Source organism: Myxococcus virescens (assembly GCF_900101905.1).
GTDB classification, from domain to species: domain Bacteria; phylum Myxococcota; class Myxococcia; order Myxococcales; family Myxococcaceae; genus Myxococcus; species Myxococcus virescens.
In genome coordinates this window covers 237,332-259,280 of the sequence record NZ_FNAJ01000005.1, presented here as the reverse complement: position 1 = coordinate 259,280, position 21,949 = coordinate 237,332, and the positions used below count along the sequence as shown (strand labels likewise).

Annotated in this window: 18 protein-coding genes; 11 read left to right on the top strand and 7 right to left on the bottom strand. The window is 69.8% G+C overall.

What is annotated here, in order from left to right; all coding sequences use genetic code 11:
• The first annotated feature begins 89 nt into the window (after positions 1-89).
• On the top strand, positions 90-1,415 hold the full coding sequence (locus tag BLU09_RS17135) for a hypothetical protein (RefSeq protein WP_090490615.1): 1,326 nt from the start codon (positions 90-92) through the stop codon (positions 1,413-1,415).
• Here the strand turns inward: BLU09_RS17135 and BLU09_RS17130 are convergent.
• A complete protein-coding gene (locus BLU09_RS17130; RefSeq protein WP_261770586.1) occupies positions 1,399-2,268 on the bottom strand; it encodes a Rossmann-like and DUF2520 domain-containing protein in 870 nt (289 codons plus the stop codon). The two genes, BLU09_RS17135 and BLU09_RS17130, sit on opposite strands and share 17 nt — an antisense overlap.
• A complete protein-coding gene (locus tag BLU09_RS17125) occupies positions 2,265-4,787 on the bottom strand; it encodes an ATP-dependent Clp protease ATP-binding subunit (RefSeq protein ID WP_090490613.1) in 2,523 nt (840 codons plus the stop codon). Before BLU09_RS17125 ends, BLU09_RS17130 begins: the two co-directional genes overlap by 4 nt.
• 172 nt (positions 4,788-4,959) lie before the next feature.
• Between BLU09_RS17125 and BLU09_RS17120 the strand changes: the two genes are divergently transcribed.
• The 8 genes from BLU09_RS17120 to BLU09_RS17085 all read left to right on the top strand — a co-directional run bounded on the left by BLU09_RS17120 (position 4,960) and on the right by BLU09_RS17085 (position 14,577).
• A complete protein-coding gene (locus BLU09_RS17120) occupies positions 4,960-5,709 on the top strand; it encodes a YIP1 family protein (protein WP_090490612.1) in 750 nt (249 codons plus the stop codon).
• Entirely contained in the window at positions 5,709-7,055 is a 1,347-nt protein-coding gene (locus BLU09_RS17115; RefSeq protein ID WP_090490611.1) for a TolC family protein, read from the top strand. The genes BLU09_RS17120 and BLU09_RS17115 overlap by 1 nt, the downstream gene beginning before the upstream one ends.
• Positions 7,052-8,311 (top strand): efflux RND transporter periplasmic adaptor subunit, encoded by a 1,260-nt coding sequence (locus tag BLU09_RS17110; protein WP_090490610.1) that lies wholly within the window; start codon positions 7,052-7,054, stop codon positions 8,309-8,311. The genes BLU09_RS17115 and BLU09_RS17110 overlap by 4 nt, the downstream gene beginning before the upstream one ends.
• Positions 8,308-9,060 (top strand): ABC transporter ATP-binding protein, encoded by a 753-nt coding sequence (locus BLU09_RS17105; RefSeq protein ID WP_090490609.1) that lies wholly within the window; start codon positions 8,308-8,310, stop codon positions 9,058-9,060. Before BLU09_RS17110 ends, BLU09_RS17105 begins: the two co-directional genes overlap by 4 nt.
• Positions 9,057-10,295: an ABC transporter permease gene (locus BLU09_RS17100; RefSeq protein ID WP_090490608.1), complete on the top strand. Its 1,239-nt coding sequence runs from the start codon at positions 9,057-9,059 to the stop codon at positions 10,293-10,295. Before BLU09_RS17105 ends, BLU09_RS17100 begins: the two co-directional genes overlap by 4 nt.
• A gap of 4 nt (positions 10,296-10,299) precedes the next feature.
• Positions 10,300-11,532 (top strand): ABC transporter permease, encoded by a 1,233-nt coding sequence (locus BLU09_RS17095; RefSeq protein ID WP_011554175.1) that lies wholly within the window; start codon positions 10,300-10,302, stop codon positions 11,530-11,532.
• Positions 11,533-11,582: 50 nt separating this feature from the next.
• Complete coding sequence (locus BLU09_RS17090) at positions 11,583-12,575, top strand: cysteine synthase A (protein ID WP_090490607.1); 993 nt, start codon at positions 11,583-11,585, stop codon at positions 12,573-12,575.
• A gap of 226 nt (positions 12,576-12,801) precedes the next feature.
• Entirely contained in the window at positions 12,802-14,577 is a 1,776-nt protein-coding gene (locus BLU09_RS17085) for a choice-of-anchor X domain-containing protein (RefSeq protein WP_244171791.1), read from the top strand.
• Between the two features lie 63 nt (positions 14,578-14,640).
• Here the strand turns inward: BLU09_RS17085 and BLU09_RS17080 are convergent, their stop codons facing one another.
• A complete protein-coding gene (locus tag BLU09_RS17080) occupies positions 14,641-15,210 on the bottom strand; it encodes a DUF4123 domain-containing protein (RefSeq protein WP_090490605.1) in 570 nt (189 codons plus the stop codon).
• A complete protein-coding gene (locus BLU09_RS17075) occupies positions 15,207-15,653 on the bottom strand; it encodes a hypothetical protein (protein ID WP_244171790.1) in 447 nt (148 codons plus the stop codon). Before BLU09_RS17075 ends, BLU09_RS17080 begins: the two co-directional genes overlap by 4 nt.
• A gap of 251 nt (positions 15,654-15,904) precedes the next feature.
• On the opposite strand from BLU09_RS17075, the gene BLU09_RS17070 reads away from it, so the two are divergent.
• Together BLU09_RS17070 and BLU09_RS17065 are read left to right on the top strand one after the other, a co-directional pair.
• A complete protein-coding gene (locus BLU09_RS17070) occupies positions 15,905-17,230 on the top strand; it encodes a hypothetical protein (protein ID WP_090490603.1) in 1,326 nt (441 codons plus the stop codon).
• A gap of 7 nt (positions 17,231-17,237) precedes the next feature.
• Positions 17,238-18,416 carry a hypothetical protein gene (locus BLU09_RS17065; RefSeq protein WP_090490602.1) on the top strand — a complete coding sequence of 393 codons (1,179 nt, stop codon included), beginning with the start codon at positions 17,238-17,240 and terminating at the stop codon, positions 18,414-18,416.
• Here the strand turns inward: BLU09_RS17065 and BLU09_RS17060 are convergent.
• The 3 genes from BLU09_RS17060 to BLU09_RS17050 all read right to left on the bottom strand — a co-directional run bounded on the left by BLU09_RS17060 (position 18,404) and on the right by BLU09_RS17050 (position 21,841).
• Positions 18,404-20,044 carry a sensor histidine kinase gene (locus BLU09_RS17060; RefSeq protein ID WP_090490601.1) on the bottom strand — a complete coding sequence of 547 codons (1,641 nt, stop codon included), beginning with the start codon at positions 20,042-20,044 and terminating at the stop codon, positions 18,404-18,406. The two genes, BLU09_RS17065 and BLU09_RS17060, sit on opposite strands and share 13 nt — an antisense overlap.
• A complete protein-coding gene (locus tag BLU09_RS17055; protein ID WP_090490600.1) occupies positions 20,013-20,711 on the bottom strand; it encodes a response regulator transcription factor in 699 nt (232 codons plus the stop codon). Before BLU09_RS17055 ends, BLU09_RS17060 begins: the two co-directional genes overlap by 32 nt.
• Positions 20,712-21,007: 296 nt before the next feature.
• Positions 21,008-21,841: a hypothetical protein gene (locus BLU09_RS17050; protein WP_244171789.1), complete on the bottom strand. Its 834-nt coding sequence runs from the start codon at positions 21,839-21,841 to the stop codon at positions 21,008-21,010.
• Positions 21,842-21,949 lie beyond the last annotated feature (108 nt).

The following is a 21,949-nucleotide window of genomic DNA, read 5'->3' as shown; positions in this document are numbered from 1 at the left end:
CTACAGGCCACAAATCGTAGCCACGACCGCGAATTTCACGGTAAGGGATGGCCCCCGTCGCCTTCCTATTTCCGAGTCTGGATTCCGCCATGTCCGAACCCGCCACCCAGGCGCATCCCGTTCCGCAGCACGTTCACAATGCCCAGATGCAGGTCGCCGCTGCCCTGGAGCAGGCCACCGGCAAGCCGGTCGATCTGCTCAAGGCACCCTGGGTGGAGATTGAACCCGCCATCGCGCAGCTGACTGGCGGCCAGTTCCAGGTGAACAAGCCGGAGCACCAGACCATCGCGCTGGGCCTGGCGGGGGCGTTCGCCCTGCGGCTCATCCAGGAGCACCAGGCCTTCTGGTTCCCCAACCGCGACTCGCCGGAGGGCGCCACGCTGGGCTTCCCGGAGGCCATCATCATGCTGTCGCCGTTCGGCGCGGTGATGGATTCGCTGGGTCAGGGCAAGCTGGCCCGCCTGGAAGACCTGGCCGCGGACATCCGCCGTTCGCTGGGACAGGCCCGCTTTGGCGGCAACCCGGCGCAGGCCCTGGGAGGCCAGGCGCCCAAGCTGACGCCGGTGGACTACCAGCGCCTCTTCGACCCCGGGTTCCTCCAGTTCGTCGTCCTGGACCCGAAGAAGGCCGCCACGGCCCTGGAGACGAAGCCGGACGGGCTTGCTCGGGACGTGCGCAACGCGCTGGGTCGCACCCAGCCGCCCCTGCCTCCCGAGGCGCGCCAGCAGTTCGAGGGGCAGATCGTGCAGTCCCTCCAGCGCCTGGACACCACCAAGTCGCTCATTGACCAGGCCGAGCGCGCGCCGCGTCTGGCGGAGTTGATGGCGCACCTGTTCGGCACCATCGGTGGGACGGGCTCGGCGCCCGAGGACTTCTGGCACGACCTGGTGCTGCCGCTGCTGTTCATCGGCACCCCGGCCAACTTCCCGCCGCTGGACGAGGAGGAACTGGAGATGTTCCGCCAGGGTGCGGACCCGCTGCCGCTCTTCGTGGACCTGGTGCCGCATGCGCACAAGGCCCCCGACGAGGGCCTGCTGGGCGCGTTCGAGATGAGTGACATCGGCCTGGTGCACCCGGGCTTCGGCCGGGTGGGCGCGCTTCGCCTCATCCGCATCAACGCCTCGCGCATCCAGCCGCTGCTGGAGCAGTTCGACCCCGCGAAGACGGCGGAGACGCTCCAGCGCTTCACGGAGTACGTGGCGAAGGCGGCCGGCAAGCCCGCCACCGAGTCGCCGCAGGGCAAGGAGATGCTGCAGGCCGCGCTGACGCTGCTCTCCGACCTGAAGCGCTCCGTGACGCAGGTTCAGGGCGGCGAGCTGTCCCTGCGCCGGCTCACCGAGGCCGAGGCCGCGTCCGAGCAGGCCCTGGCCGTGGTGCGCAAGGCCCTGCAGGGTTCCATCATCCTGACGGCTTGAGCAGCCGCTCCAACGCGGCGCGCGACGTGGGCTCCAGCCGGTCTCCGGCCAGCCCCAGCGCGCGCCGCGACAGCAGCCGGTAGAGCGGCGCGACATCCGCGGGGAGCGCCTCCAGGTGCGCCGCCACCACGCCGGAGTCTCCGCGGACGATGGGCCCGGTGAGGCCCCCCGCGAGGCCCCGGGTCTCCAATCCCCGCAGCGCCGAATGCATCAGCGGCAACAGGGCCGCCAGTGCGTCCGTTGGCGGGATTCCCGCGGCGCCCAGGGCCGCCACCGCCGCATCCGCCAGCGACACCAGGCCTCCAGCGCTCAGCACCGCGCCCGCGTGGTAGGCCGCGCGGTGGGCTTCTGGCACCTCGATGACGCGGAGCCCCGCGTCCGCCGCCATCTGCCGCAGCACCTCCCGCAGCGTGCGTGACGGAGTGCTCACCGCCACGGTGCTGCCCGCCAGCGAGTCACGTGGCGAGGAGACAGCGCAGAGCGGATGGAACGAGCCGCGACTCCGGCCCTTGGCCGTGCCCAGCGCATCGAGCGACAGCGCGCCCGCCGTGTGCACCAGCGCGGCCGTGCGGGGGAGGGTGGTGGACAGCGCCTGTGCGACGGCGGGTACCGCCGCGTCCGGAACACACAGGAGGATGACGCGGGCCCGCTTCAGGTCCGCGGGTGCGGCCGTCTTCAAGCCGAGCGCTTCCGCGCGCTCGCGGCCTTCATCCGTGCGGGAGTGGATGCGCACGGGCCAGCGCTTCGCCTGGAGCGCCAGCCCGAGCGCGCCACCCAGGCGACCCATCCCGACAATCACGACGGGTGGGCGCCGTTTCGAAGGCCCTGCGCGGCGGCGGGGGCCGGGGCTCATCGCTCGCGCTGGAAGTGGAGCTGTCCGGAGTTCACCGCGATGCGCACGCGGTCGCCCGTGACGAACTCACCCGACAGGATGCGCTCCGCGAGAGGGCCCTCCACCAGCCGCTGCACCATCTGCCGCATGGGGCGCGCGCCCAGCTGCGGATCGAAGCCGCCGGACTTCAGCAGGTGGCCGACCACGTCGTCGCCCGCCACGTATCCGATGCCGCGCTCGGTGGTCAGGCGCTTGCTGCTCTCCTCCAGCAGCAGCGTGGCGATGCGCGCCACCTCCACCTCCGCCAGGGGGCGGAAGGGGAGCCGTTCGTCGATGCGGTTCCACAGCTCCGGCGGCAGCGCCTTGCGCGCCACCGAAGACGCCATGTCCATGGCGTCGCCGGGGCCCGCGGAGTCCGCGCCGAAGCCCACCGGGCGGCCGGTGCGGGAGAAGGCCTCCGCGCCCAGGTTCGTCGTCATGACAATGACGGTGTTGGAGAAGTCGATGTGGCGCCCCTTGCCGTCCGTCAGGCGGCCTTCCTCCAGGACCTGGAGGAGGAGCATCTGCACCTCGCGGTGCGCCTTCTCGATTTCGTCCAGCACCACCACCGACGAGGGCCGGCGGCGCACGGGCTCCGTGAGCTGTCCGCCCTCACCGAAGCCCACGTAGCCGGCGGGCGAGCCGATGAGGCGCGAGACGCCGTGCTGCTCGGACATCTCGCTCATGTCCAGGCGCACCAGCGAGTCGCGGCTGCCGAACAGCACGTCCGCCAGCGCGCGGGCCATCTCCGTCTTGCCCACGCCCGTGGGGCCCAGGAAGAGGAAGCTGCCCATGGGGCGGCGCGACGCGAAGCCCGCGTAGTTGCGGCGGATGACCCGGGCGATGCGCGTGACGGCCTCCGAGTGCCCGATGACGCGCTCCGCCAGGTCCTGCTCCAGCCGGAGCAGGCGCGACGAGTCGTTCATCAGCAGGCGCTCCTCGGGGACGCCCGCGAGCTTGGCCACCACGCGCGCCACGTCGGAGGGCTCCACCACGTCGCGGCCCTCGCGGTGGCAGCGGCTGCCCGCCAGGTCCACCACGGAGATGGCCTTGTCCGGCATGAAGCGGTCCGTCACGTAACGGCTGGCCAGGGACGTGGCGGCCTCCAGCGCCTCGGGCGTGTAGCGCAGCCCGTGGTGCTCCTCGTAGCGGCCGATGATGCCGCGGAGGATCTCCACCGTCTCCGGCACGGAGGGCTCGTTGACCACCACGGCGGTGAAGCGGCGCTCCAGGGCCGGGTCGGTGCTGATGAACTTGCGGTACTCGTCGTGCGTGGTGGCGCCGATGCAGGGAAACTCACCGCGCGCCATGGCCGTCTTCAGCTCGTTGGCCGCGTCCTGCGGACCGTCACCCGTGGAGCCCGCGCCCACCAGCGTGTGGATTTCGTCGATGAAGACCACCACGCGGCCTTCGGCGCGGCGGACCTCTTCCTTCAGCGCGTTGAGCTTCTCGGAGAACGAGCCACGCAGCTGCGTGCCGGCCACCAGCGTGGCCATGTCCAGCTCCACCAGCACCTTCTCCGACAGCGACCCACGCAGCTCGAGCAGGCGCTGTGCGACGCCCTCCACCACCGCCGTCTTGCCCACGCCAGGCTCGCCCAGCAGGCAGGGGTTGTTGGTGCGCCGCTTGCCCAGGATGTCGATGACCTCCTCGACCTCGCGCGCGCGGCCCACCACCGGGTCCAGGCGGCCCTCGTGGGCGGCCTGGCTCAGGTTGCGGCCCAGCGAGGTGAGCAGGGGGTAGGCCTTGGCGTCGAGCACGGGCGACGCGGCGGCGGACTGCGCCGGCCGGCCCGCGGGTGCAGGGGCCGCCGTGGAGGTCGGGGTAGGGGACGGCGCGGCGCGTGCCACGGGGGCGGGCGGCGGCGCTTCCGGCTCCTCGTCCACGTCGATGAGATCGCGCGGCGACAGCGCGGGCGTGCTGTAGCGCGGCGGCGGTGGCGGCGCGGTGAAGGGCGGGGGCGACGACGGCGGGGCGCCGGGCCGGGAGCGCGGCAGGCTCAGCGTGACGGCGGAGGCCGGAAGGGGGGACGGCGGCGCGCCCAGGGGGCGGCTCGCGGGCCGGGGGCCCAGGGTCTGTGACCGGCCCAGCTGGAGGCGGCGCGGCATGTGACCGCTGGTGAAGTAGGACATCGCCACGCGCATGAGGCCGCCCAGGTCCAGCCCGGCCTGCAGCAGCAGCTCCTGGGCCGCGCAGCGCACCCGGGCCACGGCGATGAGCAGGTGGAGACAGTCCGCCTCCTGGGAGCCCACATTGGAGGCGATCTCCCGGGTCTTCTCGCGCAGCTCCCGGAGCAGGCTGTCCGGCTCCGCGGGAGCGGCCGTCAGCAACTGGAGGATGGCGTCCTCGTCCACGCCTCGCTCCTTGAGCAGCAGCTGAGCACGGTTCTCCACCGTGAAGAGCGCCAGGAGCACGTGGGCGGAGGTGACCCTCTGCACCACGCTCTGTGCGATGTCATTCGCTTCGTGGAGGACCTGCGCGAGGTCCGTGCTATCGACCATTCGAACTCCGGCAAGCGACCAGACGAGCGCAATACACCCTCTTGGGGCGTCCGGCAAAATTTCCGCTACAGGCCGCTACATGTGCCGTAAAGCCCTGGAGTAGAAAGCGTCCGCCAGCGGAATTTGGCTGGCTGCCTGCCTGTTCGGCGCCTTTCTTCGGCTGGCCAGGCAATTGCCTGAGGACGAGCGACGTACATCGCTCCGAGACCTCCACCACCATATGACTTCTCTTGCTCAACCGGCCCGCGTCTTCGTCGATCCCCTCGATGGGACCCGTGCTGCCGTCGAGGCGCGCCGCTGGGTGTGGCCTCTCCTCATCCTGGCCCTGTGCGTGTCCGCTTCCGGGACGCTCTTTTCCCTCCGTTGGGACGTCGCGCCTGACGTCATCCGCCAGCTCCAGGGTTCTGGTCAGCTGATGGGGCTGTCGGAGGCGGACCTCACGGACAAGATCCAAACGGAGTCGCGAAAGGCGCTGGTTGGTGGCATCGCCAAGGGCGTCATCCTGATGCCGCTGATGGCGCTGCTCCTGGCCTGCATCCTGTGGGTGGCCAGCTGGCTCTTCGACCGGCCCGCGTCCTTCGAGCAGTTGCTGTCCGCGGCCGTGCTGGCGCTGCTGCCCATCGCGCTCTACCACCTCATCCTGACCCTCTGCGTCGCGGCGCAGCACTCCATTACCATGGCGCGGGTGATGAACCTCGTACCGTCGAACCTGGGAGCCGTGTTGCAAGGCCTGAGTCCGAAGATGCAGCGCGTGGCGTCCACCGTGGACTTCTTCAACCTCTGGAGCACGGGCCTGCTGGGGCTGGGCTTCTCCGCCGCCACCGGGATGAGCCGTGGGCGCGCGTTGCTGCTGGCGGTGGCGCTGTACGCCATGTACGCGGGCATCTTCCTCATCGGCCTTCCCGCCCAGGCAGGTGCGTAATGAACGCTTTCGTGATCGCGGTCGCCCTGGCCGCCTCTCCCTCGGACTCCGGTACACCCATCACCCTGGACCAGGCCCGCGCGGAGGGCCGGCAGAACGTCGCGGCCATCCAGGCCATGCTGGACGTGGCCATCGCGGACGAGGACGTGAACCTGTCCCGCTCGGTGCTGCTGCCGCAGCTCTCACTCGATGCGTCGGCCGGTAAGATCTGGTTCGGTCGCAGGCAGGAGTTCACCACGGTTCCGGACCCGGCCAACCCGGGAAGCTTCATCCGCAACGCGGTGGAGACGCCCTCCACCAGCACCCAGAACTACGACCTGGGCTTGTCGCTCACGCAGATCATCTATGACCGCGCCCGCTGGAAGCAGTTGGAGCAGAGCGGCGTGGTGCGTGACGCGCAGAAGGGGCAGGCGCGGGAAGAGGCGGACACCTCCGAGCTGGAGGCCATCCGCCGCTTCTTCACCCTGTACCGCACCCAGGCCACGCTCCAGGTGCTGAAGGCCACCGTCGAGCGCAGCGAGCAGCAGGTGGAGCGCGCCCAGGCCCTCTTCCACGCGGGCCGCACGGGCAAGAATGAAGAGATCACCGCCACGGTGAACCTCGGGACCGACCGCATCAACTACACCGCGATGCTCGGGCAGCTGGTCAACGACCAGTCCCAGCTCGCCGTGTGGCTGGCCCGGCCGGGCACCGAGGCGCTGACGGCCCAGGATCCGGGCGTGCTCACGACCGAGCCGCCGCCCGCGCCGTCGGTCAACGAGGCGCTCGCGTCGGCCCGCGCGTACCGGCCACTGCTCAGGACGCTGGAGCTGCGCATCCGCGCCGCGGAGCTGAAGCAGTCCATTGCCCGCTCGGAGTACCTGCCGCGCCTGGTGGCCCAGGGCCTCTACAACCGCGGCGGTCCGGACGCCTCGCTGGTGTTCACCGAGCCGCGCCTGCAGAACCGCTTCACCGCGGCCGTCGGGTTGAGCTGGGACCTGTTCACCGGCCTGTCCACGGGGGCGAGCTCCCGTCGCGCCGAGGCGGACATCCGCAAGGCGCAGCTGACGCTGGAGCAGACGGCGCGGGAAATCGAAGGGGAGGTTCGCGCCGCGCACCGCACGCTGGAGGCCCAGCTGGAGGCCGCTCGCCTGGCTGCGCAGAACGTCGAGGCCGCTGCCCAGGGCCTGGAGATGCAGGAGGCGCGCTTCCGCGCTGGCGCGGGCTCCACCCTGGAGGTCCGCGACGCGCAGCTGAGCCTGACGCGCGCTGAGCTCGCCTTGTTGGAAAACAGGATCGATGTCGAAATCGCCCGCTATTCATTGCAGCGGGCCATGGGCGCCCTGAGCCCGGGAGAGTCGAAATGAAGTGGTGGAAGGGTGCCATTGCTGGCGCGTTGTTCCTGGGTGCTGCGGCCATCACCGCGGGCGGGCTGAAGGATCGTCCTCCGCCGTCGCTCGAAGTCCAGCTGTCGAAGGCTCGCAAGGGCTCCATCACCCGCACCATCACCGGCGCGGGCAAGGTGCAGGCGGCCACGACGGTGAAGATCTCGTCCAGCCTCTCCGGTGACCTGGTGGAGCTGGCGGTGAAGGACGGCGAGGCGGTGACGAAGGGCCAGGTGCTGGGCCGCATCGATCCGCGCCTCTACCAGGCCGCGCACAAGCAGGCCTTGGCGTCGCTGAACGCCTCGCGCGCCGACGTGCAGGTGGCGGAGGTGGAGGTGGGCCGTGCGCAGTTGGAGCTCGCGCGCGTGGAGGACCTGGCGAAGAAGGGCCTGTCGTCCACCGCCGAGGTGGACACGGCGCGGGCGACGAAGAACACGGCGGATGCGCGGCTGGCGTCGGCCAAGCAGATGCTGGCCCGCAACATGGCCATCGTGGACCAGGCGCAGACGGACCTCACGCGCACGACGCTGGTGTCGCCCATCGACGGCAACGTCATCGAGCTGTCGCGTGAAGTGGGTGAGCGTGTTCGTGGCTCGGACCTGTCCGAGGACGTGGTGATGACCATCGCCGCGCTCAGCGCCATGGAGGTGAAGTTCGAGGTGGGCGAGCACGAGGTGGTGCACCTCAAGCCGGGCCAGCCCGCGGAAATCACGCTCGATGCGCTGGAGGGCCAGACGTACTCGGGCTCCGTGGTGGAGATTGCCCAGAAGGCGCTCATCAAGAACGAGGGCACCGAGGCCGAGGTGACGAGCTTCCCCATCACCGTCGCGCTGGACACCCGTCCGCCCAACGTGCTGCCCGGCATGAGCTCCGAGGTGCGCATCTCCGCGGAGACGCACAATGACGTGGTGCTGGTGCCCATCCAGGCGGTGACGGTGCGCTCGGAGCGCTCGCTGCCGGACTACAAGGCGCCCATCGAAGGGGGCGGGCTGACGGCGAAGCGGACGGAGTCGCTGGCCAAGGTCGTGTTCGTGGTGGACAGCAGCAACAAGGCGCAGGTGCGCCGCGTGCAGACGGGCATCGCCTCCGACACGGAGCTGGAGATCGTCTCCGGGCTCAATGATGGCGACCGGGTGATTGAAGGTCCGTACCGGACGCTGTCGAAGGAGCTGAACGACGGCGACATCGTGCGTGAGCCGGAGCAGGGCGCGGGAATGAAGGGCGGTCGGAAGTCGTGAGTCAGGCCAGCGGCGCGGGACCGCTCATCCAGGTGGAGAACATCACCCGCGTCTTCCACGTGGGTGGAGAAGAGGTGCGCGCGCTGCGCGGCGTCTCCTTCGGCATCAACCGGGGCGAATGGGTGGCCATCATCGGCCAGTCCGGCTCTGGCAAGAGCACGATGATGAACGTGCTCGGCTGTCTGGATACGCCCAGCAGCGGCCGGTACATGCTGAACGGCAAGGACGTGTCGCGCATGAGCGACGACGAGCTCGCCGTCATCCGCAACGTGGAGATTGGCTTCATCTTCCAGACCTTCCAGCTGCTGCCCAAGGAGACGGCCCTGGCCAACGTGGAGCTGCCGCTGGTGTACCGGGGCGTCAGCGCGAAGGAGCGGCGCGCGCGGGCCACGGCGGCGCTGGAGAAGGTGCAGCTCGCTCACCGCATGCACCACCGGCCCAACGAGCTGTCCGGTGGACAGCGCCAGCGCGTGGCCATTGCCCGCGCGCTGGTGTCCGAGCCCTCCATGCTGCTGGCCGACGAGCCCACGGGCAACCTGGACTCGGCGACGGGTGAGGAGATCGTCCGCCTGTTCGAGCAGCTCCACAAGGCGGGCCACACGCTGGTGCTCGTCACGCACGAGCCCAAGCTGGCGGCGCGCTGCCCCCGGGCCATCCGCCTGAGCGACGGTGAGATTGTCGCGGACGGCGACGGCCGCACGGTGGCCATGGGGACGGCGTCGGATGTGCTGAACGCGGGGGGCGCATGAGCCAGCGGTCCGCCTTCCGCGTGGATGTGCTGGAGGGCGCACGCATCGCGGTCTTCTCCCTGAAGGCCAACCGCCTGCGCACGGTGCTGACCACCCTGGGCATTGGCATCGGCGTGGCCACGCTGCTGGCCATCGTCGGCATCATCCAGGGGCTCAACACGTCCTTCCACAAGCAGTTGGCCACCTTCGGGGCGAACACGATGTACGTGTCCAAGTGGCCCTGGATGATCAAGGGCGACTGGTGGAAGTACCGCAACCGGAAGAACTTCACCCTGGAGCAGATGCACCGGCTGCGCACGCTGGCGCCCTTCGTGACGGCCATGTCCCCGGCGGTGTCTCGCCTGTCGGACGTGGCGCACGGCGGCGAGCAGATGTCCACCGTGCGCATCCAGGGCGTGACGCACGAGTACCTCAACATCTCCGGCTACGAAATCACCGGCGGGCGCTTCCTCACCGAGGCGGACGACGCGACGACGCGGCCGGTGGCGGTGGTGGGCGCGGACGTAGTGGACGGGCTCTTCCCGGGCGTCAGTCCGGTGGGGCAGTCGATTCGCATCGACAACCGCACCTTCCAGGTGGTGGGCACGCTCAGCCGCAAGGGGAAGATGGTGGGGGAGAGCATGGACTTGATCGTCTTCATCCCCTTCAAGACGTTCTATTCGAGCTTCGGCAAGGGCCGCAGTTTCGAGATTGCCATGGCGGTGGAGGATGCCTCGCAGATGCGGTCCGCGGAGGACCAGCTCACCGGCATCATGCGGCGCGTGCGCTCCACGCCTCCGGGGGCGGAGGACGACTTCTCCATCAACCGGCCAGAGGCCATGGCGCAGACATACGAGCAGCTCACGGGCGCGCTGTACGGCGTGGCCGTGGGCGTGGGGCTCATCACGCTGCTGGTGGGCGGTATCGGCATCATGAACATCATGCTGGTGTCGGTGCGCGAGCGGACGCGGGAGATTGGCGTGCGACGCGCGCTGGGCGCCCGGAAACGGACCATCGTCTTCCAGTTCCTGATGGAAGCCTCGAGCGTGTCCGCGGTGGGAGGCCTGCTGGGGACGACCGTGGGATTGGGCACGGCCAAGGTGGTGTCGCTCATCACGCCGCTCGCGGCGGACGTGCAGCCGATGACCGTGGTGGCGGGGGTGGGCTTCGCCGCGCTGGTGGGCCTGCTGTTCGGCATCTGGCCGGCGGCGCGCGCGGCGAACCTGGACCCCGTGGAAGCCCTTCGTTACGAGTAGCGCGATGCGAGCGTTCCTGGACAATTTGCGGTTGGCGTTGGGCACCTTCCTGGGCAACCCGCTGCGCTCGCTGTTGACGCTGCTGGGCATCGTCATTGGCGTGGCGACGGTCATCACCATGATGGGGCTCATCGAGGGCCTGCGGGTCAAGGTGAACAACGACCTGGGACGGATGGGGGCCCACACCTTCCAGGTGACGAAGTGGCCCGCAGGCGGCTTCGGGCGCATCAACTGGGCCAAGTTCGCCAAGCGCAAGGACTTCGAGATGCCCGACTCGCGGGCCATCGAGGAGTCCTGCCCGTCGGTGGGGACGGTGGTGCCCACCGACGACGAGGGTGGCCAGAAGCTGGCCACGGCGAGCTCGGAGACGCGGCCGTCGGTCCGCGTGTTCGGCACGCCCGCCAACTACCCGCTGGTGAGCGGGGTGTCGGTGCAGGCCGGGCGCTACTTCAACGAAGTGGAGGCGCTGGACGGCCGCTACGTGGCGCTGCTGGGGACGGACGTGTCGGACGCGCTGTTTCCGGGCATGAATCCGGTGGGCCACGAGGTGCGCATCAAGGGCCGGCCCTTCCGCGTCATCGGCCTGCTCCAGAAGCGGGGGAGCATGCTGGGCATGTTCAGCCTGGACAACCAGGTGATGATTCCGCTGAGCGTCTTCCACCAGCTCTACGGGAAGAAGCGCTCGCTGGACATCAGCGTGCAGGCGAAGTCCCCGGAGCTGTTCAGCAAGGCGCAGGACGAGGTGGCCTCGCTGATGCGCCGGCGCCGCGACGTTCCGGCGAACATGCCCAACGACTTCGAATTGCACACGAACGAGTCGGTGACGGCGTCGTTCAATCAGCTCTCCCAGGTCATCACCATCGCGGGCGTGGGCGTGTGCCTGCTGTCCCTGGTGGTGGGCGGCATCGGCATCCTCAACATCATGCTGGTGTCGGTGATGGAGCGGACGCGGGAGATTGGCGTGCGCAAGGCGCTGGGCGCGCGCAAGCGCCGCATCCTGGGACAGTTCGCCACGGAGGCGGTGCTGCTGTCGCTGATGGGTGGCGCCCTGGGCCTGGGCCTGGGCTTCGGGCTGGTGTTCCTGGGCAACTGGATGATGGGCTTTCCCATGCAGGTGCCCCCGTGGGCGGTGGGCCTGGCCCTGTTCATGAGCTGCGGCGTGGGGCTCCTGTTCGGCATCTACCCGGCGGCCCGCGCGGCGAAGCTGGATCCGGTGGAGGCCATGCGGGCGGACTGAGGGCGGTGGTTCCCGGTGACGGGCGCCACCCTTCGCGTTAAGCACAGCCCATGGCGCCTCGCATTGGAACGCTCTGGGACTCCGTCGGAAACACCCCGCTGCTGCGCATCGGCTCGCTGAGCCGGCAGACGGGGTGTGAAATCCTCGCGAAGGCCGAGTTCATGAATCCCGGCGGCAGCATCAAGGACCGCGCCGCGAAGGGGATGATTCAGCGCGCGGAGGCGCAGGGCCTCCTGAAGCCGGGCGGCGCCATCTTCGAGGGCACCGCGGGCAACACCGGCATCGGCCTGGGGCTCTTGGGCCGCGAGCGCGGGTACCGCGTGGTCGTCACCATGCCGGACAACCAGGCCCGCGAGAAGTACGAGCTGCTGGAGGCCATGGGCGTGGAGGTCCGAAAGGTCCCTGCGGTGCCCTTCGCCAATCCGAACCATTTCTTCCACCAGGCCCGTGTGCTGGCGGAAGCGCAGGGCGGCTTCTGGGCGAACCAGTTCGAGAACCCGGCCAACGGCGACTACCATTACGAGACGACGGGCCCCGAAATCTGGGAGCAGTGCGAGGGCCGCGTGGACGTGCTGGTGGCGTCCGTGGGCAGCGGCGGGACGATGGGCGGCGTCAGCCGTTACCTGAAGGAGAAGAACCCCGCCGTGCGCGTGGTGTTGGTGGACCCGCCGGGCTCGGGCCTCTTCACCTACGTGCGCGAAGGGCGCATGGAAGGGCCCGGTTCTTCCATCACCGAGGGCATTGGCATCATGCGCCTCACGGAGAACTTCCGCCGGGCCCAGGTGGACGAGGCCATGCGCCTGGGGGACCAGGAGATGGTGGAGATGCTCTACCACCTGGCGCGCGAGGACGCGCTGGTGGTGGGCACATCGGCGGCCCTCAACGTGCGCGCCGCGTGGGAGCTGGCGCGACGTCACCGAGGCGAGGGGCTGCGCATCGTCACCTTCCTGTGCGACCACGGCAGCCGCTACGCGTCGAAGGTGTTCAACCCGGAGTTCCTCGCGTCCAAGCAGCTGGAGGTCCGGCCGCTTTCCGTGGATTGACAGTGCGGGGGACTCGGGTGGTCGTGCTGCAATTCAACACCCTGGGACTGCAATGACTCTCCCTCGAGTCTGTGACGTCTGCTGTTACAGGACGAGTCACGCTGTGGCGTGATTTGTCATTGCCGCCCGCGGTGGCGCACGCGCCGCGCTTGAAGGCATTGAAAGGGGACTCTGGCCTGCGGGGTGCACAAGGCCGCGCTTGCAGTCTACCCGCGAGGAGTCCCCCATGAAGCAGTCCTCCAAGAAGTTTCCAGGCGTGTTGCGCGCCTGGTCTGGCGTCGTCGCCGCATCCCTGCTCGCAGGGTGTGGTGGCTCCGAATCCCTCCCTTCGGAGGAGCCGGTGGCCGCGGCGCAGGAGCAGGCGCAGACGGGCGCCGCGCCCATCCTCGATTCGATGGATGCCATCGCGCTCGACGGCGAGCTGACGTCGAAGACGCGCAGCCTCATTCGCGCGAAGCTCGCGCAGGGGCAGGTGCATCAGCAGGTTCCCGTGGTGTCGGACTCGGGGCAGGCGCTCGTGCTGAACGACCAGGGCCTCAATGGTGACGAGCAGGCCGGTGACGGCGTGTTCTCCGCCATTGGCGACGTGGACTTCGTCACCCACCGCGCCACGCAGGACCGCATTCGCGAGTTCCAGGCGCGCAATCCCCAGACGCCGCTGACGGTCGCGACCTTCGACAACCGCGTCCGTGTCTCCGAGCGCGCCCTCACGCCGCTGTCGCCCGACATCTTCCGGCCGGGTGTCCCCATCCCCATCTTCCCCGCGGGTATCTCCCACGCGGTGAAGCCGGAGAACTCGCTCATCATCACCCACCCCAACGTGGTCAATGATCCGACGCGCACGTATGACCCGTGCACGAACGCCGGCAACCCGAATGGTGTATGGACGTTCAACCACCTGATGCGGGAGATGGCGAGCTCGTACGTGTCGCCAGCAAACCTGACGGAGCACTGGCTGCGTCAGTGGACCGTGAACCAGAACATCAACGGCTGGACGGTGCCGGCGCGCCCGGCGATGACCGCGCGCATCCTCACGCCGTGGCCGCGCTCGAGCGGCGCGCTGGAGCTGGCACGGTCGCCGTTCAAGCTGGTGGCCATCGTCAACCGCCTGGACCTGGGCGCCAGCGCGGGGCCATCCGCCTACGCTTCTGGTAACGCGGGAGAGCTGCGCTTCGTCTTCGCCGCGGTGGATCGTTCGAGCGGGACCTGTGGCGTGCGGCCCTTCCTGGTCATCTTCGAGTACGGCGTCCCGCACGCCAGCTGTGACGCGGTCCGCACCTGGGCGCAGGGGTGGCTGAACCTGTCGGCGCCGTCCATGATTCTGGGCAGCGCGGCGTACAATGCGGCGCTGACGAGCCTCACGCAGCAGGTGGTGGTGCGCAACGCCGCGCCCCGCAAGCCGAACGGCAGCGCCATCAACCAGATCCGCACCAACGAGGAGTGGCTGCGCTACCCGTGGGAGCTGCGCGAGTTTCACCTGATGGGCTCGGGTCCCTCGGTGAACCGCTTGCAGGGCCAGCCGACGGTGCTGACGCCGGGCGATTCGCACAACAACACGACGGTGCTGCGTGACTTCATCAACGCGAACACGCCCGCCATCCTGGCCAACAGCTACACCGTGCCGCCGGCGTACCCCACGTCGAGCACGCCGTTCCTCGGCGCGTTCCCGTGGATTTCGTCGCCGACGGACTCGTACTGGCGTGCGTCGGGCATCTCCGTCAACGACGCCCGTCACGTCTTCTCGCGCAACACCTGCAACGGCTGCCACGGCCGCGAAACGCGCACCGAGTTCACGCACATCGACGAGTACGGCGCGCTTTCGCCGTTCCTCGCCACGGGCATGGCCAGTCCTTCCACGGCCTTCTGGGTGCAGGACCCCGTCGTGACGTCGCTGAGCCGCCCGTTCTACGAAATCCAGATGCGCAACACGAACCTGGACAGCGTGGCGAACCAGGCCTGCCTGGCGCGCGCGTTCGACCGGCCCCTGCTCTCCGCGCACTGACGCGGGGAGGCCCGACCGGGGCGCATCGATTCAACGGTGCGCCCCAGGGAGGGGCCGAGGCCGCTACATGAGCGGCGTCGGGAGGATGGACAGCGGCGGCGCGTCCAGGGGCGCCTCTTCGGGACGGCGCGCGTAGGCGAGCATGCTGCCGCCGTCCTCGGACTCAGCGAAGAACTGCTCGATGGGGCCGAAGAGGAAGTCCAACTCGTCGTCCGTACACGTGGGCAGGTAGACGCGCAGCACGCGCGGGTCGTAGTAGCGGAACACCAGCGGCTTGCCGTTGGCGTCCTTGACCTTGAGGAAGCGCCGAAGGTGCCGCCGCAGCGCGTCCGGGTGGGCCGGGCTCTGCACGAAGATGCCCCAGCTCTTGCCCCAGCCCGCGGCGAGCAGTTGCTCCGTGGCGGGCGCTCCGGGCCGCAGTTGCACCAGGTAGGGCGCCACCTCCACCAACTCCGGCGGCAGCTTCCCCGCATAGAGGCAGCTCTGCGTCAGGCCGCAGGTGAGCACCAGCCGGTGGATGTTGGGGGCCCGCGCCCCGTCCAGGATGGCGTAGAGCGCCGACGTGGGCGCTTCCTCCGTGGCCTGCCGTATCCACTGCAACAGGCCCGGGAGCTGGGGGACCGGTGCGCTCACGCCGCGGCCCGTTGCTTCTGCTTTTCACACTCCTCGCAGAACGGCACACCCGCCGCCGCGGCCTGGCGCAGGGCTTCGGCCTGCCGTGCCGGGTCGGGGAAGAGGGTGAAGACCTCCACGGGCGGGCGCGCCAGGGGGAGGACCTCGGGCTCGGGCCGGGGGGGCGGCAGGGCCGGTTCCGGCCACGCCCAGGCGGCGGCGCGGCGCTGCACGCGCAGAGCCACCAGCTCACGGCGCTCCAGCGCCTGCACCAGCCGGTCTCGCACGCGGGCGTCCTGCCGGGCGCGGTCCAGCGAGCTGGCGTTCCACGGAAGGATGCCGCCCAAGGCCTCGTACATCTCCAGCAAGGGCCTGCGGGCGGAGGTCAGCCAATGGTCGAGCTGCCAGGTGATGTGCTCGGCCGGGACGCACTCCCGCTCGTCGAGGGCCGTCACGGCTCGCATGACGCGCAGTTCGTATTCTTCGGCTCCAGAGCGGAGCCGCCAGGGGCCAGGGAAGCCGATTCCAGGGACGGACATGACGACCTTGTCGGGGCTTCAGGGAAGGGGCCGCGTCCAGGACGCGGAATGGACGCAGAGTGTATCCGGGGCAGGGTGAAGCTGCATCCCGGCCTGCACGAAATCTGCACGAACATTCCTCGGCAGCCGCACAAGGGGGCCATCACCGTTGCACGGGGGGCGGAGATCCTGCGCCCATGAACGCACCTCCTCCGCTGCCTCCCCGTCCGCCGCGAGCGCCCGAAGGCGCCCTTCGCCGGGCCCTGCGCTGGCTCGTGGCCCACCACGTCTTTGGCAGTCTGGTCATCGTCGTCTTCGCCACGGCCGTCATCGCCGGGCAGGTGGCGGACCGGACGGACTTCGCCAACTCGGAGCTGGCCGCCGGGGTGGAGGACCGCTGGGGCGCGCCCGTCACCCAGCCCGCGCCGTCCCTGCGCTACGTGCACAGCGGCACCATCTTCACCGAGCTGAAGCCGCTGCCCTTCGACCGCCAGCACGTCGAGGTGCAGGCGAAGATGAACTACCGCAAGCGCGGGCTGCGCTACTTCTCCGGCTTCGACTTCACCCTCAACGCCGACTACGCGGTGGTCAACCGCGAGAGCACCGACATCGACGTGGCGTTCATCTTCCCCATGGAGATGGACAAGTCGCAGGTGCTGCTGTCGGAGCTCCAGTTCCTGGTCGACGGCACGGAGTCCAGCCTGGACCTGGGCGAGTCCGGCAACCGGCTGGTGTGGACGGGCCGCATCGCCAAGGGCGCCACGTCCCGCTTCACCATCCGCTACCGCGCCCGGGGGCTGAACTCATTCGTGTACCGCCTGGATCCAGCGCTTCCCGCGCGGGACGTGCGCGTCCACGTCGCCGTCGAAGGAGGAGAGAACTACGACTACCCGTCGGGTGTGCTGGCCGCGTCGTCGGTGAACACCACGGCCGACGCGGTGACGCTGGATTGGGCCTTCCAGTCGCTGGAGTCGGGAGTGAACCTGGGCGTCATCCTCCCGTCGGAGAAGACGTTCGACGCGCTGGTGGGCACGATGGCGACCCGGGCCTGGGTTCCCTTCCTGGGGCTGCTCGCGCTGCTCGCGGCCCTGGGGTTGCGCCACCGCCGTTCGCTCGCGCTCCACGAGACGTACCTGCTGGCGTCCGTGTACGGCTTCTTCTTCGTGCTGCTGGCGTACCTGGCGGCCTTCATGAACTTCTACGCCGCCTACGCCCTCTGCGCGGTGGGCCTGGGCGCGGCGGTGGTGGTGTACGTCCGCTGGCTCTTCCCGAAGGAACGGACGTCCGTGCTCGCGGGGCTGTGGGGCGCCACGCTGGTGGTCCCCACCGGCGCCGTCATCCTCCAGGGCTACACCGGCCTCATCTACACGCTGGAGATCCTCGCCGCGCTGCTGGGGCTGATGGTGCTCTCCACCCGCGCTGGTGTGCGGGCCTTCCTCTCCGACTTGTCCCTGCCCGGTGAGCCTCCGCGCGCCGCCGTGGCTCCCGCTGCCTCCACCCCTGTCACCCCGGAAGCGAGCTGATTCCGCCATGTGGACCGTACCGCTCTTCGTTGGACTCCTGCTGACCACGGCCGATGGCTCGGCCGCCAGGTCTCCCTCCGGCACCGCCACCGTGCCGCTTCAGGAGTTGATTCCCCTCTACGCGCAGCGCCAGGCGGCTCCCGCTGAAGCACCTCCGATGGAGGCCCTGGTGAAGAGCCAGCTCAAGGGCCGGCTCACGGCGGATGCCCTCTTCGTGGACGGACACTTCGACGTGGAGGTGCTCGCGGACGGACGCTGGACGCAGGTGCGCCTGCTCCAACTCGACGCGGACACGTACCCGGCCACGTTGCCCTCGTTGGAGGAAGGCACCGTGGGCGTCGTCGACGGGTACCTCTGCCTGCTCACGCGGAAGGCCGGGCGCTACGTCTTCGACGTGGGCGTCTCCATCCGCTCGCCCGGAGCGGGGCCGGAGCGCCGGGCCCAGCTGCGCTTCGGGCCCCACGCGTCCCCGGTGCCGCTGGCGCTGGAGGCGGACACGTCCGTCTTCACGCTCACTGAGCCGCTGGCTTCGATGGGAGGCGAGTCCCACGCCGTGTATCCGGTGCAAGGCATGCTGCGCGTGGGCTGGCGCGCGGCGGTGGCTCGGGTGGCACAAAGCCAGAAGCAGCAGGTGCGCCCGCCGCTGGAGCCGCGCATCACCGAGGCCACCGCGTCCTGGGTGTCCACGCTGGAAGGCCGAGCCACGCTGCGCGTCAGCTACGCGCTGAGCCTGGATCGCGAGCAGCCGCTGGAGCTGGTGCTGCCGGAAGGACACCGGCTGGAGCGCGTCACCCTGAATGCCATTCCCGTCCCCGTGGAGTCGGAGAACGGCACCCTGGCGTTGAAGGCCGCTCCGGCGCGGCTGGGAGAGACGGGCGGGACGCTGGAGGTGGTGCTGTCGCGAGAGCTGGGCGTGTTCCACCTCTCCGGCCGGTTGAAGCTGGCGTTGCCGCGAGTCTCCTGGCCGGTGGCGGAGCTCCGCGCACGCGCGCACTTCCCCGCGGTGTTCAACTACCGCCGCGAGGGCGGCAGCCTGGAGCAGTACGAGTCGACGGAAGCCGTGGCCGCGGGGGCGTCGGGCCTGCCCGGAAAGGCGCTGCACTTCCGCCAGTTCCTGGTGGCCGCGTCCTCGCCCACGCTGGAGCTGGGCTACTCCGTGGACATCTCCGACAGCTACTTCCGTTGAAGCCGGGGCACGGGCGCCACCACCGCGAAGGTGGTGCCCGTGTCGGAAGGAAGCAGCTCCAACCTCGCGTGGAAGGCGCGCAGCATGGACTGGGCAATCGTCAGGCCCAGGCCCGTGCCGCCTCGCTCGCGGGCGGTGGTGAAGAAGGCGTCGAAGATGCGCGCACGGTTGGACTCGGAGATGCCCTTGCCTCGGTCCTTCACCACCACGCGCACGAGGTCCGCCTCCGGGGCCTGCTCCACCGACAGGTCCACGCGGACGGTGTCGCCACCGTGCTGGCGGGCATTGGTGACGAGCTGCCACAGCACGTCGTCGAGCACCTCCTGCGGGAGGCTCACCTTCAGGCCCGTGGGTGGTGCCGTCACATGGATGTCCGTGGCACCGTCAGCGCGGGCGCGGAGGGCGAGCCCCTCCAACAGCGGGCCCAGCTCCACCTGCGCGGGCGTGGCCGTCATGGAGTCCGCCCGGGCCAGCTCCAGCAGGCGCTGCACCAGTCGGGTGAGCCTGCGGGCATCCGCGTCCACGTTGGCGAGGAACCGCGCGCGCTGCTCGGGGGACATCGCGTCGGCGCTGTCGCGCAGCAGCTCCACAGCGCCTTGGATGGAGGCCAGCGGCGTCTTGAACTCGTGTGACACGTTGGCCGCGAAGGAGCGGATGTACTGGTTCCTGTCTCGCAACGCGGTGGCCATGCCGGCCAGGGACTCGGAGAGCTCGGCCAGCTCGGCCACCACGGGGCGCGCCATGGGCTCGAAGCCCGAAGGGTCGCTCATGGCGATGGCGCGCGTCTGCTTCACCAGCGCGCGCACCGGCCGGCCCACCAGCGCGGCGGCGGCCAGCGACATCAGCGCCACCGCGCCGAGCAACACGAAGCCGGTGGCCGTGAGGTTCCACCGGTCCGCGTACGTCGCCTTGGCGAACGTCATGGGCGTGCGTGTCAGCACCACCGCGCCCCAGACGCGATCGCCTTCCAGCACGGGCAGCGCCACCGTGACGCGGATGCCGGTGTCACGGCTGAGCGACGCCAGCGGGGTGTCCTCGGGATCGGCGACGCGGCGGCGCAGCACGCTGGCGGGTTCTCCGCGCAGGGCCCGCTGGACCTCCGTGCGGTCCGCCAGCGTCGTCCACAGGAGGGCGGGGCTGCTGCTGGCCACGACCACGCCTTCGGTGTCCACCACGCGGATGCCGGCCAGGGTCGCCGCACGCACCTGTTCGAGCAGCGGCGTCAGTTGCAGTCCGGCCGCCTGTGACAGCGGCTCCGCGGGAACGCGCGAAGGCCGAGGCGTGTCGCCCGGCGGCAGGGATGCATCCGAGGCCCTGAGTGACGGAAGGATGGGGCGCAGGCGCGTGTCGTCGGGAATGGGGAAGGGCCAGGGCGCGGTGCGCTCGCGGCCGTATGCGCCCTCTAGCACGGTGGCGCGCATCCGCTCGCGGAAGACCTCCGCGACCACCGCGCCCTGGGCAATCAGCTCCGACTCCGTCTGGCGGATGAGCTGGTTGTCGTAGACGCGCACGAAGGCGAGCCCCGCAAGCGTGAGGGCGAACCCCGCGATGCCCACGGCGGCGAACACCAGCCACAAGCGCGGGCGCGCGCGGCGCTCAGGGGAGGGCGAGCCGATAGCCAAGGCCATGCACCGTCTCGATGACGTCTCCGCCCGCGCTCGCGAACTTCTGCCGGACCCGGCGCACGTGGCTGTCGATGGTCCGGTCGCTGACCACCACGTCGTCGTAGACGCGGTTCATCAGCTCATCCCGGGTGAAGACCTTGCCGGGGACTCGGAGCAGCGTGGCCAGGAGCTGGAACTCCGTCACCGTGAGCACCACTTCCGTGTCCTGCCACCACGCGCGCCAGCGCTCCGCGTCCATGCGGAGCGGCCCTCGGGACTGCATCCGCGCGGCGGGCGCTTCGACCTCCGGGACCGGCGCGGGCCGTGCGCGCCGGAGCACCGCCTTCACGCGCGCCACGAGCTCGCGCGGGCTGAAGGGCTTGGTGAGGTAGTCGTCGCCGCCCAGCTCCAGGCCCAGGATGCGGTCGACCTCGTCATCCCGCGAGGAGAGGAAGACGATGGGCAGCTCGTGCTTGCGCCGGACCTCACGGCACACGGCCAGCCCGTCCAGCTCCGGCATCATGATGTCCAGGACGATGAGCGCTGGGAGGGCGCGGTCGACCTGCTTCAGGGCGGCGCGGCCATCGGCGGCCTCATCCACCCGGAAGCCTCCCTGCTCCAGCGCGAAGCGGACGATTTCCCTCAGGTGAGGATCATCGTCGACGACCAGGACTGTGGGACGTTCGGCCACGGCTGCTCGGGAGGGGAGGGTTGCGACGACTGCCGCACTCTACACCCGCCCGGGCCAGGGAGACGGCCGGGGCGCACCCCCGGCCGTGACTACGACTACCGGCGTGAGCGCCGGCGGGGCCGCGGAATCGCAACCGCCGCGGCGAGTAGGAGAATCACTGGAATGAACACGAGCATCGTCTGCGCCGTCACCTTCGCCCCCATCAAGGAAGTGCCGCTACTATGGCGGGCCGGTCTGACGTATCGCCGAGGCAATCCTGAAAACAGGTTTTGACGGGACGGTGACAGCGCCCGGCGTCAGATCAGCTCGCGGGTGATGACCTCGGAGCGTTCCTGGTCATTCCAGGTGACCTTCCGGGTCTCCCGGCCGTTGAAGTAGATGGCTTCCCGGTCGTTGATGAGCTTCCGGATGGTGATGCGGGCGACGGACTGCCGTTCGTCCACGCCGTGGGTCAGCTCGTATCGGGCGACGTCATGGGGGAGCTCGCCCAGGCGGAGGCGGACCTCGCCCAGCATGTCCACGTAGTCCGCCAGCGCCTGCATCTGCCCCAGCGCGCGCCGCATCACCGTGCCCGTGCGCTTGCTGAGCACCCGGTCCCAGAAGAGGTAGCCCGCGCCCAGCGTGGCCGTGCTGGTGAAGAACATGAAGAAGGTGAGCGCCGGATCCAGGTACCGGTTCTGGGTGAGGCCCTGGTGCTTCGAGGCTTCCACCAGGATGTCCTTCATGGCCTCCACGGCCGTGCGGTGGGCCAGTTGCGTCCACTCCCGCGCATCCCGCTCCGCGCCCAGCAGCAGCCAGCAGAGGCCCAGGTGCAGGGCGATGAACGACAGCCGCGCCTTGTCGCGCTCGGTGCCCATGGCTTCCGTGAAGCAGCTCCGCGCGGACTTCAGCCGCTCCAGCTGTTCGTCGCGGGTGGCCTGAGGGGCACGCACGGCGTCCAGGTGGAGCCGCCCGGCCAGGAAGGGACCTTCCTGCAGCGGCCGGACGTCGCGATGCAACCCGCGAAGGAGGGTGAGCTGTGCTTCGTGAAGGCCGAGGAGTGTCTCCAGCAGCGTGACCGCGGCGGGAGCCTGAGACCTGCCGCCCGCGTGCGGTGGAATCGCCAGGACGAGATCATCCCACTTGGCCATGTGCGGACTCCGTGTGGCTGGGCGATGCAAGACGTGCAGCAAGCCCCCTCACGGATCAGTCTGCCACAACCTCCCCGCCATCGAAGAATGTGGGCCGCAGTTCATGCG

What these genes read in the sequence shown, in the direction of transcription:
- BLU09_RS17135 (WP_090490615.1), top strand. Translation starts at nt 90, where the DNA reads ATGTCCGAACCCGCCACCCAGGCGCATCCCGTTCCGCAGCACGTTCAC.
- BLU09_RS17130 (WP_261770586.1), bottom strand. Translation starts at nt 2,268, where the DNA reads ATGAGCCCCGGCCCCCGCCGCCGCGCAGGGCCTTCGAAACGGCGCCCA.
- BLU09_RS17125 (WP_090490613.1), bottom strand. Translation starts at nt 4,787, where the DNA reads ATGGTCGATAGCACGGACCTCGCGCAGGTCCTCCACGAAGCGAATGAC.
- BLU09_RS17115 (WP_090490611.1), top strand. Translation starts at nt 5,709, where the DNA reads ATGAACGCTTTCGTGATCGCGGTCGCCCTGGCCGCCTCTCCCTCGGAC.
- BLU09_RS17110 (WP_090490610.1), top strand. Translation starts at nt 7,052, where the DNA reads ATGAAGTGGTGGAAGGGTGCCATTGCTGGCGCGTTGTTCCTGGGTGCT.
- BLU09_RS17100 (WP_090490608.1), top strand. Translation starts at nt 9,057, where the DNA reads ATGAGCCAGCGGTCCGCCTTCCGCGTGGATGTGCTGGAGGGCGCACGC.
- BLU09_RS17095 (WP_011554175.1), top strand. Translation starts at nt 10,300, where the DNA reads ATGCGAGCGTTCCTGGACAATTTGCGGTTGGCGTTGGGCACCTTCCTG.
- BLU09_RS17090 (WP_090490607.1), top strand. Translation starts at nt 11,583, where the DNA reads ATGGCGCCTCGCATTGGAACGCTCTGGGACTCCGTCGGAAACACCCCG.
- BLU09_RS17085 (WP_244171791.1), top strand. Translation starts at nt 12,802, where the DNA reads ATGAAGCAGTCCTCCAAGAAGTTTCCAGGCGTGTTGCGCGCCTGGTCT.
- BLU09_RS17075 (WP_244171790.1), bottom strand. Translation starts at nt 15,653, where the DNA reads ATGCGAGCCGTGACGGCCCTCGACGAGCGGGAGTGCGTCCCGGCCGAG.
- BLU09_RS17070 (WP_090490603.1), top strand. Translation starts at nt 15,905, where the DNA reads ATGAACGCACCTCCTCCGCTGCCTCCCCGTCCGCCGCGAGCGCCCGAA.
- BLU09_RS17065 (WP_090490602.1), top strand. Translation starts at nt 17,238, where the DNA reads ATGTGGACCGTACCGCTCTTCGTTGGACTCCTGCTGACCACGGCCGAT.
- BLU09_RS17060 (WP_090490601.1), bottom strand. Translation starts at nt 20,044, where the DNA reads ATGGCCTTGGCTATCGGCTCGCCCTCCCCTGAGCGCCGCGCGCGCCCG.
- BLU09_RS17050 (WP_244171789.1), bottom strand. Translation starts at nt 21,841, where the DNA reads ATGGCCAAGTGGGATGATCTCGTCCTGGCGATTCCACCGCACGCGGGC.